This is a genomic window from Phycisphaerae bacterium (genome assembly GCA_024102815.1).
Classification (GTDB): domain Bacteria; phylum Planctomycetota; class Phycisphaerae; order UBA1845; family UBA1845; genus JAGFJJ01.
Genome location: JAGFJJ010000029.1, coordinates 1 through 16,621, shown reverse-complemented (window position 1 = coordinate 16,621; position 16,621 = coordinate 1). Strand labels below are relative to the sequence as shown.

17 protein-coding genes are annotated in these 16,621 nt (G+C 62.5%); 11 read left to right on the top strand and 6 right to left on the bottom strand.

The annotated features are described in order from the left end of the window. From J5J06_07405 to J5J06_07395, 3 genes are all read left to right on the top strand, one after another. The gene (locus tag J5J06_07405) at positions 1 to 240 is read left to right on the top strand and encodes a DUF2007 domain-containing protein (protein ID MCO6436897.1); all 240 of its coding nucleotides are present in this window, start codon (positions 1 to 3) and stop codon (positions 238 to 240) included. Continuing rightward, positions 237 to 656, top strand: a complete 420-nt coding sequence (locus J5J06_07400) for a hypothetical protein (protein MCO6436896.1) — start codon at positions 237 to 239, stop codon at positions 654 to 656. The genes J5J06_07405 and J5J06_07400 overlap by 4 nt, the downstream gene beginning before the upstream one ends. A 251-nt stretch (positions 657 to 907) precedes the next feature. Then, positions 908 to 1,423 carry an N-acetyltransferase gene (locus J5J06_07395; protein MCO6436895.1) on the top strand — a complete coding sequence of 172 codons (516 nt, stop codon included), beginning with the start codon at positions 908 to 910 and terminating at the stop codon, positions 1,421 to 1,423. A 77-nt stretch (positions 1,424 to 1,500) separates the two neighbouring features. On the opposite strand, the gene J5J06_07390 is transcribed toward J5J06_07395, so the two are convergent. The 6 genes from J5J06_07390 to J5J06_07365 form a co-directional block, all read right to left on the bottom strand. Further along, positions 1,501 to 2,118 (bottom strand): hypothetical protein, encoded by a 618-nt coding sequence (locus J5J06_07390; protein ID MCO6436894.1) that lies wholly within the window; start codon positions 2,116 to 2,118, stop codon positions 1,501 to 1,503. Positions 2,119 to 2,182: 64 nt separating this feature from the next. Beyond that, entirely contained in the window at positions 2,183 to 3,976 is a 1,794-nt protein-coding gene (locus J5J06_07385; GenBank protein ID MCO6436893.1) for a hypothetical protein, read from the bottom strand. Continuing rightward, complete coding sequence (locus J5J06_07380; GenBank protein ID MCO6436892.1) at positions 3,973 to 5,565, bottom strand: hypothetical protein; 1,593 nt, start codon at positions 5,563 to 5,565, stop codon at positions 3,973 to 3,975. Before J5J06_07380 ends, J5J06_07385 begins: the two co-directional genes overlap by 4 nt. Before the next feature lie 112 nt (positions 5,566 to 5,677). Continuing rightward, positions 5,678 to 5,857, bottom strand: a complete 180-nt coding sequence (locus J5J06_07375) for a hypothetical protein (protein ID MCO6436891.1) — start codon at positions 5,855 to 5,857, stop codon at positions 5,678 to 5,680. Between the two features lie 265 nt (positions 5,858 to 6,122). Continuing rightward, positions 6,123 to 7,166, bottom strand: a complete 1,044-nt coding sequence (locus J5J06_07370; protein MCO6436890.1) for a hypothetical protein — start codon at positions 7,164 to 7,166, stop codon at positions 6,123 to 6,125. 12 nt (positions 7,167 to 7,178) lie between these two features. Beyond that, positions 7,179 to 8,222, bottom strand: a complete 1,044-nt coding sequence (locus J5J06_07365) for a hypothetical protein (GenBank protein ID MCO6436889.1) — start codon at positions 8,220 to 8,222, stop codon at positions 7,179 to 7,181. Between the two features lie 515 nt (positions 8,223 to 8,737). Here J5J06_07365 and rnc point away from each other — a divergent pair. From rnc to J5J06_07325, 8 genes are all read left to right on the top strand, one after another. Beyond that, entirely contained in the window at positions 8,738 to 9,454 is a 717-nt protein-coding gene (gene rnc, locus J5J06_07360) for a ribonuclease III (protein MCO6436888.1), read from the top strand. Between the two features lie 356 nt (positions 9,455 to 9,810). Continuing rightward, positions 9,811 to 10,800: a serine/threonine-protein phosphatase gene (locus J5J06_07355; protein ID MCO6436887.1), complete on the top strand. Its 990-nt coding sequence runs from the start codon at positions 9,811 to 9,813 to the stop codon at positions 10,798 to 10,800. A 192-nt stretch (positions 10,801 to 10,992) separates the two neighbouring features. Beyond that, complete coding sequence (locus J5J06_07350) at positions 10,993 to 12,450, top strand: hypothetical protein (GenBank protein ID MCO6436886.1); 1,458 nt, start codon at positions 10,993 to 10,995, stop codon at positions 12,448 to 12,450. A gap of 204 nt (positions 12,451 to 12,654) precedes the next feature. Then, complete coding sequence (locus J5J06_07345) at positions 12,655 to 13,980, top strand: TerC/Alx family metal homeostasis membrane protein (GenBank protein ID MCO6436885.1); 1,326 nt, start codon at positions 12,655 to 12,657, stop codon at positions 13,978 to 13,980. Between the two features lie 74 nt (positions 13,981 to 14,054). After that, entirely contained in the window at positions 14,055 to 14,396 is a 342-nt protein-coding gene (locus J5J06_07340; GenBank protein MCO6436884.1) for a transcriptional regulator, read from the top strand. Positions 14,397 to 14,399: 3 nt separating this feature from the next. After that, a complete protein-coding gene (locus J5J06_07335; GenBank protein ID MCO6436883.1) occupies positions 14,400 to 14,927 on the top strand; it encodes an SRPBCC domain-containing protein in 528 nt (175 codons plus the stop codon). A gap of 101 nt (positions 14,928 to 15,028) precedes the next feature. Next, positions 15,029 to 15,661: a DUF1579 family protein gene (locus J5J06_07330; GenBank protein MCO6436882.1), complete on the top strand. Its 633-nt coding sequence runs from the start codon at positions 15,029 to 15,031 to the stop codon at positions 15,659 to 15,661. Between the two features lie 271 nt (positions 15,662 to 15,932). Beyond that, a partial coding sequence (locus J5J06_07325) for a hypothetical protein (GenBank protein ID MCO6436881.1) occupies positions 15,933 to 16,621 on the top strand: 689 nt, incomplete at its 3' end.

Below are 16,621 nucleotides of genomic sequence, written 5' to 3'. Positions count from 1 at the left end.
TTGGCATCAATGCCCTCCGCCGTCCTCGTCGCCGTCTACCAACCCTACGACTTCCTCGAAGGCGACGCCATCCGTCAGGCCCTCACCGACGCCGGCATCTTCTGTTACCTCGAAGGCGAGAGCCACGCCGGCCGCCTGTACAATACGACGCGAATCAAAATGCGCGTGCTCGTGCGGGCCACGGATGCCCAGCGAGCCAGAGAGATCATCGACCAGGGCCGCTGGCCGCGATACACGTGAACCCCTACCCCGAACTCGACCGCGTCCCCGACGCCAAAGAGCGCCGCGCCATTCGACGGAAAGCGTTTCGCAGCTGCCTCAAGAGCCCGAGAGTTGTTGCCAGCATCCTCGCATTCTCCTTTGGGGGGTCCCTACTCATGGTCTTCTTGCAGGGACAACTGTCCGAGTCACTACCCGTCGGCGGCCGAGTTACTTCCAAGTTCATCGCGGCATTCGTTGCCGTTTGGATAGCCCAACGCGTGTTTCTCAGATTGGGCGACGGGCCCATCCGCCGCGCGATCCGCCAGATCATGACCGAACGCGGCTATCCCACCTGCGTCCAATGCGGATACAACCTCACCGGTCTGGAATCTCCTCGCTGTCCCGAATGCGGCCAACCCTTCGCGCCCGGTTTCAACACAAACCCCAAAAATTGATCGACCCGGCTTCCCAAATGCCGCCTCGCCAAAGTCAGTAAAGATGAAATAATTGCATTAAATATAGATTTATTAGTTGAACGCTCAACTAAGTTACCTTCACTGTATTTTCTTCGAAAAGCGCCGCCCAACGGGGCGCTCACTCCAGACACCTGCTTCGAGCGCGCGCCCTTGCGCGTTATTACCTATGGAGGCCCCAAGTGCATCGCCCGGGCCTGCCGATTGCCCGCGTAGGCACCCGGAGTCATCGAATGGGAGTCCTGCACGTGATCATCAGAGACGAACGGCCGGAAGACATCCAAGCCATCGCAGAGGTCACCGCGGCCGCGTTTGCGACTCATCCGCACAGCCGGCAGACGGAAGTCTTCATCATCAACTCCCTGCGCCAGGCCGGTGCCCTCAGTGTGTCACTCGTGGCCGAGGTGGAAAATCGCGTCGTCGGCCACGTTGCTTTTTCGCCGATCACCATCGACGGGCAGCGCTGCGACTGGTACGGCGCCGGGCCGGTGTCGGTCCTGCCGTCGCTTCAACGACAGGGCATCGGAACGGCCCTGTTGAACAAGGGATTGGACAGACTCAGATCCGCCGCCGCGAGGGGTTGCGCGCTGGTCGGCGATCCCCCGTATTACCAGCGTTTCGGGTTCAGGAACTTCCCCGATCTGATCCTCGAAGGCATCCCTCCGGAGTACTTCATGGCCTTGCCCTTCACCGACGATCCCCCGCGCGGCCTCGTTGAATTCCACGAGGCGTTCAAAGCGACGTGCTGAGGTGGATTGGATGCAACGGTCAACGCCTCCGAATCGCGAATGGCCGGCACTGGACAGAACATCATGAATGCGCGTACCTACGTGAACATAACTTCGCCAACTTGGCGCCACGCTCGGAACGAATCCGGGTTATTCGCGATCCCCAGGACCTTCAGGCGCTCAAGGAACTCGGAGAGTCCGGCCGCAAGATTCGTATCACGGTACTCATAGAAGAGCGCGTAGGCATTCCCTGCTGCCAGCATGAAGGTCTCGAAATCGGCAGCGATTACGACTGGCTCCTTTGCAGGAAGGTCATGGTCGAACATGAGAACTTCGCCAACCACATGCTTGGCGGGTGTGCACACCACGGCGATGGGTTCTGCTTCGTTGGATGCCACGAAACGTGCGCCGTGCTCCAGAACTTGATCCCAATGTGGATTAGCCTTCGGCCGATTCCAATCGATGAGATTGCAGGCGAGGCTCTTGTGCAAACGTCCGGGCGAGAGCTCAAAACAGCCAATACACCGGCCATTCAGTTGATATCGCCTCGCCACCTGCAAGTAACTCTGCGGGAGTTCCGGCATTCGCAAGCGCAACCAAGCGACCTCCCACCAGGGACAGCCGACTGGCTTGATCCACGCAGGTTCGTAAAATCGCCGACCCCATTGGGCCCAAGCCTTCGAGTGCTCGGCCAGTTCTTCCAAAGTCGCGATCATCGCGATCTGCCAGCAGGGAGCTTCGCCTCACGACCCGCCGGGATATACCGAAGGGCATGCCGCGCTACGGATTTCGCGCCGTGCGAGATGGGTTTGAAGGCGGCGTCGGGACGGGTCGGACGGGCGTATCCGGCGCGTCGGCCTGCGACTGGAGCAGCCGCGCGGCCCCGACGTCCTGGAAGCGCGTCAGGTCCGTCCAGAAGGTTCCTTCGCCGGCAAAGAACAATTGGATGTTCTGCGGCTGGAAGTTCTGGGCAAACGTGTAGAGGTTGTAGGCCTCGCCGCTGCCGAGCGCGCCGACGAGCAGTTGATAGCCTTTGGCCTCCGCTTCGTTCTTCATCCGCTCCACGTCGGCGCGGGCCCGGCCGAGGATCTCAATCCGTTGGGCGTCGAGCCGGGCGACTTCCTGCTGGATGTCGGCCACCTCGAGTTGGGTCTGGGCGTCGATCTGCGCCGCTTCCTTCTGACCCTCGGCGGCGATGTTGGCGACCTTCACGCGGGTCTCGGCGCGGATGGTTTCGCGGGCGATGTCCACCTTTTTGCGCTCCTCCTCCAGCTTGGCGCGGACGGTGGCCGCCTCGCGCTGCTTGTCGTTGGTGATGCGCTGCTCGATGGCCACGTAACTCTGCTGAATCGTGCGCTTGAGGTCCTCGGTAACCTCCTCGCCGCCCTGGGCGCCGGGGGCGTGGACTTCCAGTTCGCGCACCAGCGCCAGGAGAATCTCGATGTTCTTGCCGCGACAGATGCGCTGGAGCTCGGCCGTCATGGCCCGCTGGAACGCCTCGCGTTTTTCGCCCTGGATGAAGTCGCGGGCGGCATAGGTGGAGCCGATGTTGCGGCAGATGGAGCGCAGTTGCGGGCCGATGACCTTGTCGAGCACGCCGTCGACGTTGCCGAATTCGTTGATGGTCTCGGCCGCGTGGCGCGGATGAATGCCCCAGACCACGGTCACGCCGAGGCGAATTTCGTAACCGGTGTCGGACGGGAAGGCGATGCGGTTGTTCTCCATCTCGCTGACCTTGATCTGAGAATACTCGTTGAAACCGATTTCGATCAGCGTGACCTTCTGGAGCTTGGGATTGATGAAGTAGACGCCGGGCTGGAGAACGTCGCGCATGGTGCCGCGCTGGCCGGATTCGGCGAGCGGGCGCAGCGAGCGGGCTCCGCCGGGGGCGCTGCGGTCGGCACTCGAGGCGAGCTTGGACTCATCCTCGTCACCGGTTCCCTCGCCCATGGCCAGTTCGGGCAGTTCGGCGCCGGCGGCGGTTTCCGGCTGTTCTCCGAACAGGTTGGTCACCACGCCGACGAATCCGGCGGGGATGACCGTGGCGGGATGCAGTTCCACCTCATAGACGTAGGGGTTGATGCGATACGTTCCCGGTGTCAGGACCTCGGCACAGATGCCCTTCACGCCCGAGTCGCGGCTGACGATCACCTGATCCGGCGCGGGGTCCTTTCCGACCTTGCGGGTCACGACGCCGATCTGGGGGAAATCACCCTTGAACGTGAACCGGCCGGCGCGAAGGGCGTCGCGCTGGTTCGCGTCGAGCGAGTGCGTCCATTCCCAGGTCTTGGGATCGCCCGAAGGCACGACGGTCAGGTCGCGGAGTTCGTAATCCCAGAACAGCGGATTGTAGAAATAGCGACCCGGACCGAGGGCATCGATCTGGATGCCGCGCTGACCGGACTCAGTGGCGACGAGCTGGCCGGGCGGAAGCACGTCGCCCATCTTGCGGACGAGCACGGCGCACTTGTCTTCCGGCACGTAGACGCGGAAGGTGAACCAGCACAACGCGCCGACGAAGAACACGAGCAGCATGGTTACGCCGACAAGGCCGGCGATCAGGCGTTTCATCACGGTGCACCTCCCGTGGTCATGGTTCGCGACTCGGCCGACTGGAGACGGCGGAAGACGTCGGCGAAGGGGCCGTCGGTATTGGTCAACACGGACTGCATGGCCGGGGCCACTTTCTGGTAGAAGAACTGTTGGGCGTAGACGTAGCCGTCACCGAAGGCTTCCACGGCCTGCTTGAGCGGCTCGGCCTGGGCCTTGTATTCCAGCAGCACGACGTTGGCCTCGGCTTCCCCACGGGAGCGGATGGCCACGGCCTCTTTCTCGGCGGCTTCGAGCTGGAGCTTGGCGACTTCCAGCGCCCGGCGGGCTTCGGTCACGGCCACGCCCTTGCGCTGCTCCGATTGCTTGATGACTGTGACCACGTCGCGGCGGGCGTCACCGATGGCGCTGTTCTGATCCTGAAGTTCGCGCTGTTCGACGAGCATGGCCTCGGACTTGGCTTCCTCCATCTGGTTGGTGGAGCGGTCGATTTCCTGGTCGGCCTGCTCGCGGGCGCTGATGAGCGAGGCGATTTCCGCGGGCGGCTGGATGTCGCGCACCAGCGCGGCGCGGATGTCGATGCCCTGCTTCCAGCACTCCTGCTTGAGCTCACCGAGAAGTCGCTCCTGAAAGGCCAGTCGCGTCGTGCCGCTGATGAACTCGCGGGCGAAGAGCTTGGAGCCCTCGATGCGGGAGATGCTCCGCGCGTTGGGCAGGATGATCTTGTTGAGGATGTCCTGCTCGTCGCCGTAGGCGACGGTGATTTCGGCCACGTGGTCGGGCCGTATCGCCCACTCGATGGTCCCCTCGATACGGATGGTGAAACTGTCGTTGGAGGGGAACTGGATGGCGTCGTCGCCGAGCATGTCATACTTCTGGCTGCGAACGTCGACGACCTCGACATTCTGCAGGTAGGGGTTGTAGTAGTAGAGGCCGGGCGAGAGCGTCTCGCGCTGCACGCCCTTTTCCCCCGGGGCGACCGTGTAGGTATTGCGCTGCTTGGGATCGTCTCCGCTGAGCAGGGTCACGACGCCGACGTGCCCTTCGGGAATCTGCATGGCCGTGAAGCGCTGCACGTCGTAGGCGAGCGGATTGATGTTGTAGCGGCCGGGGCGAAGGATTTCGGCGACGGGTCCGCGCTCATCGGGCTCGGTGGCCACCGTCTTGGGAAACGGCAGGGGCTTGCCGTATTTGCGGATGAGCACGCCCATCTCGGTCTGCTTGATGATCGTCGCGTCGGCGATGATGCGTTTGTAGAAATAGGGATTGGGGAAGTAGCGGCCCTCGGGCATGACTTCGTAGCGGATGCCCTTGTAGTTGTCGCGGACCTGCTCCGGGGTCTCGCCGGTGACGGCGGCGATTCGCTCGACCAGGGCCGGGTAGAGCACGACCTGGTCGTTGTAGTCGTTGCGGAGCTCTTCCGGGAGCGTGCGTCCGGTCTTGTTGACCAGAACGAGGATGCGATCGGCGTCCACCTCGACGCGGATGATGAACCAGTAGACGGCGGTGACCGCCACGGCCAGCAGGAGCACGCTACCGATGATCGAGGCCAGCAGCGGCGGCGGTCCGGAGGAGCCTTTCCACGAGCCGGATCGTTCAGCATGGTCGGGCATGGGCGTATCCTTTCGAAGGGAAACGGAGAAGCGGATTTACATCGACGGTTCGCGTCGTTCGCCGGCGATTGCCGGGGTCTTCCCGGTGCGGCGCCGGCCGCGTGGCCGTCGCTTACTTTCGAAGCAGCTCGCCGCAGCGGGCGCAGTAATGCGCTCCGCGGCGGTTGGACGCCTGGCAGTGCGGACAGGAGAGGTCATTTTCCGGTCCGCAGGCGCGGCGCAGAGCCGCCGTGGCTCCCAGAAGGAGCAGCCCCAGGACGATCACGACGATGAGAGTCATCGGCTGGAACATGTTTGTCGGCCTACCTGAAGCCCCGCCGGTTGCCGCTTTTAGGCACCGCCGGGCGGCGTCCTTCGTTCAAGAACCGATCTTGCCGGCCGTGCACTGACGCTTTACGGGACGCGGAGGTGCCCGGCCGGGACCGCCTCCGCCGGTACTATCGGCAGTATACCGCGCCGGAGGGACCGTGTTGATTAGAACTGTTGATTCCTTTTGGAATGTGTAAGGAGGAAGGCAGTAGGCAATAGGCAATAGGCAATAGAAAAGAGGCGAGAGGCTACCAGCGCATGAGGGCGCCGATGGAGGAGATGGAGCCGAGGACGAAGGCGGCGGGGAAGAAGAGGACGTACATGAGGATGATCCGGGCGGCGTGCCATCTGCCCTGGATGAGCTGGCGGGTGTAGTCGCTGCGGAGGGGGCCGATCCAGTTGAAGGCGGCGAAGAGAAGCAGCAACACGGGAAGAATGGGAGCAACGATCGCGTACTTGGGGAACGACGCGGGAGCAAATCCGCCAAGTGTCTGCGATGCAATGTCGACCGAGGCGATGATCCAAGCGGATAGGACTGCTGACGCGGACACAACGATGGCGAGGTAGATCATGCGATGTGATTCATAGTTTGCCGCGGCGACGATCGTGCGCGGTGCTCTGGCGAACGCCGGAAGGTCTTTTCGGATTTGCGTGCTGACCCCGGCAAACGCAGGAAAAACCCAGACCAACCAGACCCAGGCGACAAGGGGCATGACGGGCAGTGCGGATTGCCAGGAAGGACTCCATACCCACGCGACATAGGTGAATGAGAAAAGCAGGTTCTGATCATCGCTAAACGAATCGAAGGCGCGCCACTTGCACCAGTCGGCCATTCTTCGGGAATGGGTCAGACTCACAACGCTGATGGAAAGATGCAGGGGCTCCGGCGGACCGGGTTCCCCGACCGGAAGCGACAAAAGGCCATAGTCATTGACACGGTAGCACCATCCATCGGCCACGCCGACGACCGCGGCGATGATCAATAGGCTGATCAGCACGTTGGCGGCCGCATGTTCCCACGAATGGCGCACGTCGCCGGGGCGATCGAGGGCCCACCACCAGCCCGGGGGACGTTTGCGGAAGGGGCGGAAGAAACCGGAGAAGAACCAGCGGCCGGAGTCGACGAGGTCCCAGACCTGGCGGCGGAATTCCTCGGGAATGTTAATGAGGCCGCACTCCGGGCAGCGGGGCTCGGGGCCCAGGCCGCGGAGCATGTATCCGCAGGCGAGGCAGCGGCGGTCGTCGGAGGCGATGTTGTGGGAGATCGTTTCCAAAGCTGTCGCCCGTTGCATGCCAGTGTGACTTCAGCCGATTGACATCAGCCAACCCAGGACCATCCAGGAAGCCATCACGGTCGGGATTGGCAGCACGATTGCATACATGACGATAATGCGTCCCGCATGAAAACGAGATTGAATAAGTTGATGGGTGTAGTCGCTGCGCAATGGGCCGATCCAGCCAAGAGCAGCATAGATCACCGCGATCAGAAACGCCGGAAGAAGAATGAACTCGTTGGAGGAAGCCCCGAGGCCCGGCAGGATGGACATCGTCGTCCGGATATTCCAACAAGCGCCGACCAGCGCGGCGCATAACGCAATCGCAATGTAGATCATTCGATGAGATTCGTAACTCGCCGCGGCCACGATTGTGCGTGGAGGACGAGCGAAAGACGGCAACCCGCGTCGAATCTGAGTGGCGATCCCGACGAAAGCTGGAAATATCCAGGTCAGCCAAATCCAGGGTACGAATACCAATGCGGGCCAGAAGGACTCGATCGACGCGTGCCATTCCCAACTGAGGAAATTCCGTTCGCCATATTTGAACATGTTGTAGTCATTGAATTCCTCTGCTTTCTCAAACGTCGGAGCAAAATACTCTCGCGAGACAATCAGGCTCCTTGACGAGGACTCACGGAGGACTGGAATCGGCGGGCCCACCTCATCCGGCACAAAGGCCACCCAGACATAATTGGTGGTCACGATCCATCCATCGGCGTAGCCGATGATGGCGGCGACGACAAAGAGTGTGACGAGCATGTTGATGATGGCGTATCGCCAGGAGCGGCGGACGTCGCCGGGGCGGTCGAGGGCCCACCACCAGCCCGGGGGACGTTTGCGGAAGGGGCGGAAGAAACCGGAGAAGAACCAGCGGCCGGAGTCGACGAGGTCCCAGACCTGGCGGCGGAATTCCTCGGGGATGTTGATGAGGCCGCACTCCGGGCAGCGGGGCTCGGGACCGAGGCCGCGGAGCATGTATCCGCAGGCGAGGCAGCGGCGGTCGTCGGAGTCGATGGCGGCGGCATCGGGCGGGGGTGATGCGGGCGTGTCGTTGGGTGGGGGCTCTTGCATGACGGAGGACAATCTCACAGCGACGCGGGCCGGTGTCCAGCAGAAAAGACCAGCGAACCGCGTTCCGGATCCCGTCTTTCGCCGGACTGGCGGAGCGCGACGGAACACGGGCTGGGGGCGCCGGAGTCGAGCCGCCGGGCGTCCGCGCCACGTATCATGGCGTTGTGGTTGCGGCTTCAAGACGGCTGGCCGGCGTTCGTGTTAGCGGACCCCCGGCTGTTGCGCGATGCTGGTCCGATAGACGAGTGCAACCTGGGCTGGTTTGCCGGGCGGAGGCGGGAGTGAATCGGGCGTGGCTGGTGTGTGGTGGTCGGCCGGAGGAACGGCGACTGGCCCGCGGGTATATCTCCATTTGACCGACCCAGCGTGAAATGGTAGATTTTCGGAAGAATAGTCAAGGATTTCGGCTTTCGCCCAGATTACCGGCGGCGGCCGAGCGGTGCCGGACAACGGCGAAGGGCATCCGCGATGGGTTCGTGGGGTGCGCTCCGCCCTTGACCGGCCGGTGAGTTCAAATCGTGTCGGACCTTGATTTCGCCAACGGCGAGGTGGTCCTCGCCGGCCACCAGTTTTCCAACCCGCAGTTTCTCGAGCAGGCCCTGACCCACGCCTCGGTGGCCACAACCCGTCTGCGAAGCAACGAACGTCTGGAGTTTCTGGGGGATGCCATCCTGGGGATGGTGGTCTGCGCGGAGCTTTACGAGCGTAATCCGGACTGGCTGGAAGGCGAGCTGACCAAGCTGAAGTCGTTCCTGGTATCGCGCAGAATCTGCGCCAAGATGGCCGACGCGATGGGCCTGACGCGGATGCTGATCCTGGGGAACGGGATCAACGCGCAGCAGACGCTGCCCACTTCGCTGCGGGCGGCGGTGTTCGAGTCGGTCGTGGGGGCGATTTATCTGGACGGGGGTCTGGAGGCGGCGCGGGCGTTCATCCTGCGGGCGGTCGAGCCGCACATCGAGGCGAGCCGAGCGTCCGACAATCATGACAACCACAAGTCCACGCTGCAGCATTTCGCGCAGCGGTATCTGGGGGCGGCCCCGCAGTATCACACGCTCGACGAGCAGGGTCCGGATCACAGCAAGTGCTTCGAGATCTGCGTGATCATCGGCGGGGAGCGGTATCCCAGCGCCTGGGGTGCAAGCAAGAAGGAAGCCGAGCAGGAGGCGGCCCGTCGTGCCCTGGCGATTCTTCGCGAGGCTGAGGCCAACGGTCAACTCGTTTCGCCGTGAAGACTTAAGCGCCATTTGACCATCCGATTTCTCGAATCAATCTCCATACCCCTGGTTGAGATTCGATGGACTTCGAGGGCCAGGCGCTCGGACGCGGCGGTTTCGACATGGCCCAACGTCCGGTTTCGGGAGCAGCCGCGCAGGTTGAAGCTTGCGGCTCGTCATGGCTGTTTCGTCTATGGAGCGTGCTGCAAACGCACGAAAGAACGAAGTCGATTCTTGAGGGGGCATGCGCTCAACCCCGCCCTTATTACAACCGAAAGACCATTGTCGGGCGACGACGTCGGATCGAGCGAGCGCGGACGGGTTCCGCGAGCGCAACGGCGCCGGTATCGGGCCGACGAGGGGACCTGCTGGTGGCAGCGGTTGCGAAGTTCGTGTCGAACGCCGGCGTGCAACGGCCGGCAACACCACGAATTACCCGCAACACGATTCCTTCCGTTCCTGACCCCACACCACGACTTTCTGAAGCGCCGGCGGGACTTGACGCGCTGCGGAGCGAGATCGAGTCTCTGCGGCGTCGCGAGCGACAACACCGGGAACAACTCAAGCGTCTGGAGCGCGAACGCCTGGAAGGCGGGGCGATGCAGCGGGAACTGCTGCCGCAGGCGCTTCCGGCCGTTGACGGCGTGGAGATCGGCGCACTGTTCCGGCCGGCGGACGTGATTTCCGGCGATCTCTATGATGTCGTGCGGCTTGATGACGAGCATGTGGCACTGATGTTGATTGATGCCACGGGGCACGGGATTGCCGCGGCGCTGCTCGCGGCTCACGCCCGGCGGGTGATTCGCGGCGTCTCCCGCGATGCCTTGTTTGCCCGCCTGCATCCCGGTGAAGTGCTCTCGCGGCTCAACGAAGAACTGGTCGCCTGCGGGCTCACGGAATGCTCGTTCGTGGCGGCGCTGTACGCGGTGTTGCATGAGCCGACGTCGACGATCCGCTGGGCGCGAGGGGGCGTGCCGTATCCGGTGCTTCGCCGGCGCGGCGCCAAGCCGCGGGCGGTGGTGAGCGAGGGGCCCATCGTCGGGGTGAGCGATCGGGCGCGATTTCCCGTCGTGGAGATGAAGCTCAAGCCGGGGGACACGCTGGTGTTCCACACGGACGGGCTCGAGAACCGGGGTGCGGGGAGCTCGCCGGCCGATGTGCCTGAGTGTGTCGGGGAGTGGCTTACCTCGAATGAAGATGCCGAGATCGCGGAGAGGATCGCGATGCTCGAACGCGAACTTCGCGAAGCGGCACGAGTCGAGCCGGCACATGACGACGTGACCTTGCTGGCGGTGCACGTTGGAGGTCGCCCGGCCGAATCGGCGTTGACACATCCGCAAGTTGCTCTGGCGGCGTCGTAGAGAACGCCAGAGCGTACGAACCACGCGGTCAACAAGCTGACGGAATGCATGGCGGCGCTCGCCGCGAGGCTCGCTTGGCCATGCCACCCAAGGCAATCCCAAGAGATCATCGATTCCGGTTCAATGGATAGTCAAGGCATGCGAACCGCGTGTCTGACGACACGCGAACCGCGTGCCCTACGGTTCTGTTGTATGAAGGACCGCCCGGACGTTTTACAATCCCGCGTCGTGGACGGGTCGAACACAACGACAACGAATTCACCAGAGTCATCAGCGCCGGCACTGCCTGTGGAGCGGGCGGGTCGGTGGTGCGTGCTGACCGTGCCGCTGTGGGGAGCGTGCTATCCGCGGCGGGCGGGAGAGGTGCTGTGCGGGGCGTCGTGGTGGGCGACGCTGCTGCGCTATGCGGGGATTATCTTCGCGATCGCCGCCATTATGGTCACACTCCTGTTGTGGAACGGAATGTATCATGTGCGGGAACGCATGATGGCGGCAGCGCAAGGAACCAATGCCGGGGCCTTGGAAGTACGAACGGTTCGCGAGGTCTGGGCGGAGTGGCAGGCCGGAAGCGGGTTGGGACTGGCAGAGAGAACGGTTCTCTGGACGGCGGTATTGGTCATGAGCTGCGCCATTTCCGCTGTCGGGCTTCATCTAACCACGTTGAGCCCCCGGCGCGACTTCGTCAAAGCGGCCAATCTGGGAACCCGCGTGGTACCCGGCGGCGGCGGACTGCTGATTTTGCTCGTGGGCGCCTTCGGATTCATGATTGTCCTCGGCAACGTCTGGGGGGCCCAAGCCCCGGATTATCGATTCATCATGTCGGCACTTGATCCTCGAAGATACGTATTCATCCTGGCGCCTGCGGCTCTTTCGTTCTTGCTGTATCTGCTCGGCGTCATGTTTCGTGGAGCGCTTCCACCGCGGGATGATCAAGACGAGCCACCCCTCTGCGAAGGGTGCGGTTATGACCTGACGCACAAGCCGAGCGACGGGCGGTGTCCGGAGTGCGGTATGCGGGTTGAGGAATCGCTCACGCCGGGCCTCCGCCGGCCGGGGTCGGCGTGGCAGCGAAACAAGGGTCTGTTCAGCTTCCTGCAGACGACCATTCGCATTCTTCGCTTGGGGCCGAAGGCGTACGAGTCCATGCGGGCGCGGAACCCGGATTCGGCCATAGAATCGTTCGGGCGAGGTCATTATCTGCTGATTGGGGTTGCGGCGGCGCTTTGGGTGTACTGTTGCTTCCGGACCATCCCGGACGGGCCGCCCAACGGAATCCTGTTCATGTTTACGATGTCCGCGCTGACTGTCGTGCCGCTTGCGGGTTGGGTCACGCATCGCTTCGTCGGGGCGGTGGTGACGGCCGGGTGGATGATCCAAGGCATGCTGGACCGGCCGCACGTGGTGTCGACGGTTCACGCAGGAGAGACGGTCTTTCTGTGGGTGTTCTGTCTGTACAACGGCGTGCTCATTACCAGCTACGCCTTGTTCGACGATTGGATTGCGAAGTGGCTGGGGCGGGCCGCGGCGAACTTCTTTCTGGGCACGCCGCCGGAGGGCGCGGTGCTGTTGGTGGGCAGCGGATTACTGATTCTCTTCTGGATGCGGCGATACCATCGGTGCCTCTCGGCGGCGCGCTGGGCAAATTATTGAAGAAGGCACGAAGGGGAAGAGGAAGGCAGTAGGCAATAGGCAGTAGGCAATAGGAAGAAGAAGCCACGACGCGACGAAGCCACGGAGCCACGAAGGGGAAGAGGAAGAAGGCACGGCGAAACGGTGGGGAGGAGAGGAAGACAAAAGCAAGGGCGGCGGGGGGCGGATTGCGTGTTTCGGTTGCGCTGAGCATACAATAGCCGCATGACCATCTGGCTTTGGGTCGGGTTTATCGCGTTTGTCATCGGACTGCTGGCACTGGACCTGGGCGTCTTCAACCGCAAGGCCCACGTGGTGAGCATGCGCGAGGCGCTGGGATGGACCATCTTCTGGGTGGTGTTGTCGCTGGGGTTCAACGCGCTGGTGTTCTACATGTACGAGCACCACTGGCTGGACATCGGCCTGGGGGCGGGGCAGGAACCGAGCGGTCACGAGGCGGCGCTGAAGTTCTTCACCGGCTACGTGATCGAGAAGTCGCTGAGCCTCGATAACATTTTCGTCATCGCGCTGATCTTCACGTATTTTCGCGTGCCGCCGATCCATCAGCACCGCGTGTTGTTCTGGGGGATTCTGGGGGCGCTGGTGATGCGCGGGGCGATGATTCTCGCGGGGGTGGCACTGATCGAGCGTTTCGACTGGGTGGTGTACGTGTTCGGAGCGCTGCTGCTGATCACCGCGGTCAAGCTACTGGTCACGCGGCACGACAGCATCGAGCCGGAGCGAAATCCGCTGGTAAAGCTCGTGCGGCGGTTCTATCCGGTGACGCCGGATTTCCGGGGGAAGCACTTCTTCGACCGCGTGGATGGGCGGATTGCGGTGACACCGCTGTTCATCGCGCTGCTGGTGGTGGAGAGCAGCGACCTGCTCTTCGCGGTGGATTCCATTCCGGCCATCTTCGCCGTCACGCACGATCCCTTTCTCGTGTTCACCTCGAACATTTTCGCGATTCTGGGGTTGCGATCACTGTATTTCGCGCTGGCGGGCATCATGCACCGCTTCCGCTACGTGAGCATCAGCCTGGTGTTCGTGCTGGCGTACATCGGGGTGAAGATGATCCTGTCGCACCATTATCCGGTACCGGCGGTGGTAACGCTGGCGGTGGTGGGCGGATTGGTGAGCGTGGGCATCCTGGCGTCGCTGCTGGCCGGGACGCGCGATCCGTCAGCGTATTCATCACCGGTCACGCACGAGATCGAGGAGATCGTCCAGTACACGTGGCGGCAGGCGCGGAAGATTGTGGTCATTGTGATCGGCTCGACGGTATTGCTGGTGGGCATCGCCTTGATCGTGCTGCCCGGGCCGGCGCTGGTGGTTATTCCGATCGGGCTGGCCATTCTGGGGACGGAGTTCGTGTGGGCCCGTCGGATTCTCAAACGGATGAAAGAAGAAGGGATGAACCTGGCCCAGGCGATTGGCTTGAAGAAGGAATCCCGCCGGCCGCAGGACGGGGCGGGCGAACCCATGGAGGGGCGCGTTCCGGCCGCGTCCGAACAAGGGCCGCCAGCCCCGGAACACCCCCACTCGCGTTAGTCTCCCCCGCCGACCGGCAAATCGATCGTCCTTCGGGGTTGACATATAGACAATTGGCTATGTATATTGTGGACATGGCTCGTGGCGCTGCGGATGCGGACGTATTTTCGGCCATTGCCGATCCGACGCGGCGGCGGATGCTGGATCTGCTGGCCGAGGGCGAGCGGGCGGTGAGCGATCTGGTGGCGGCATTCTCGCTCACGCAGCCGTCGATTTCGGATCACCTGCGGGTGCTGCGGGAGGTGGGGCTGGTGCGGGTACGGCGGGAGGGTCGGCGGCGGCTGTACCAGCTCAACCCGGGCAAGCTCAAGGAGCTGGCTGACTGGGTGGCGACGTACAGCCGATTCTGGGACAAACGACTCGACGCCTTGGGATCGTACCTGGACCGGGCGGCGGGCGAGACGGGGCCGGAGTAATCCATGCTTGATCAATTACGGGTTCAACGCACGTACGCACATCCGCCGGAGAAGGTGTGGATCGCGCTGACGGATCGCAAGGCACTGGCGGACTGGCTGATGCCCAACGATTTTTCGCCCGTGGTGGGACACAAGTTCACGTTTCAGACCGACCCGATGCCCATGTGCGGGCATGGCGTTACGGATTGCGAGGTGCTGGAGGTCGAGCCGCAGCGGAAGCTGGTCTATTCGTGGGTTCCGGTGACGCCGGGCAAGCCCCGGCCCGAGAAGCCGTCAATCGTGACGTGGACGCTGGAGCCGGTGGGCGGCGGCACGCGGTTGACGCTGACGCACAGCGGATTGACGAACGCATTCCCGTTCATGATGCGGCTGATGCTGCGCTTCGGCTGGGGGACGATGGTCAAGCGGTGGATTCCGAAGGTTGCGGGGAGCATCGGTTCCGACGGGCGGTACGAGTTCGGGGTGCTGGGCTCGACGAAGTATCGCTACAAGGCCAAGAACATCCCCGAACATCTGACGAAGGCGCCGTGAGTATCGCGGCGAGAAGCGCAATACGTAAATCGCGCCGGGCGAACCCGGCGCAAAGACATCGGAAGTGTCAGATCAACGGCACTCAAAATCGGAGAGAGGAAATGATCCTGACGAAGGCAAGAGCTATGGCGGGACTGCTGGTGGTCGGATTGGCGGCGTTTGCCGGTGTGTCGCACGCCCAGGAGGGCATGGGCGACATGGCGGCGATGATGAAGAAGATGGAGGCGGTAACGAAGAAGGGCAAGGAGCACGCCGAGCTGGCCAAGGCCGTGGGGAAGTGGGACGTGACCGTGCGCATGTATTGGGGCGGGCCGGGCATGCCTCCGGCGGTCACCAAGGGCACGGCGGAGATCGAGTCGATTCATGACGGGAGGTTCATCAAGGAGACGATCACATACGACATGCTCATGCCCGGGCCGGACGGGAACATGGAGACGAAGACGATCCAGGGCATGTCCATCATGGGCTACAACAATTTCCGCAAGTTGTATGAAGTCATATACTGCGACAACTGGAATACGAACATCATCAAGATGTCGGGGACGAGTCCGCCGGGGAGCAACAAGCTGTTCCTCTACGGCGAGATGGACGAGCCGATGATGGACATGGTCGGGCGACACATCAAGGCCGTGTCGACCACGGTCAGCGACGACAAGCATCTCTTCGAGATGTATGACCTGGCCGCGGGCGAGGACCACAAGGCGTTCGAGATCGAATACGTGCGGAGGAAATAAGCCGGGACAGCATATTCTTTTCGGGGGATCGGCGTTGCCCGCGCCGGTCCCCCGCACGTTTTTCCGGACGTCCCATATACGGATGTACAGGGAGTTTACAGATCCTTTCTGCCATTCGATTGACTCGAGGGGGCGAGGGAGATGTCAATTTCCTTTACTCAGGAAACGATTGTTGATAGCTTAGCGCTCAGACGGGCTGTCCATTCCTGGGGTCCACGCGGAGGGGTTCGACGACATTGCGATCATTCCCTGCGCCTGCCTGGAGTCAACCATGAAGAGCACAACTCCTTTTCGTCTCGCCGTATCGCTGTCGCTTTTCTTCCCGGCCATTGCATGCGCGCAATTCTGCTTATTGGGAGAACCGGCCGTGCGCAATTGCCCGTCCGCGCGGGTTATCGATGGATCGGTGGGTCAGCATGTCGTGTATGTCGATGCGCACAATTACGAATTCACGTACAATACATCCTGCACACCTCCGGTCGGGCACGTCGCATGGTTCGAGGTAACGCCCGTTGTATCCGGACCGATGACGGTCAGCACCTGTCACCCGAACACGGCCTTCGATACGGTTCTGGAAGTATTCGAAGGCGGAGACGGCAACTGCGACTTCATGACGTCCGTGGGGTGCGTGGATGATTCGCCCGGGGTGCAATGCTCCAACGGATGCAGCGGACAGGGATCGGAAGTGACGATCGACGCCACGGCCGGCGTGCGGTATCGGTTTATTGTCGGCTCTTTTGGCGCGAATACGGGCGGATGTACGCTTTGTCTCGGCGTTGTGGTAACAATCGGCGAACCTTGCGGCGACCCGCCGTACGGAGTTGCTTGTGGTGTGGCCACCGAGTTGCCCGGTTGGGAGGGGACACACGCGATTCAGATTGATGTTGAGGACGCGCCCAAGGGACAGGACGCCGATTTCTGGTCCTGCTCGATCAACGTGGGCAAACAACAGTGGTTGAC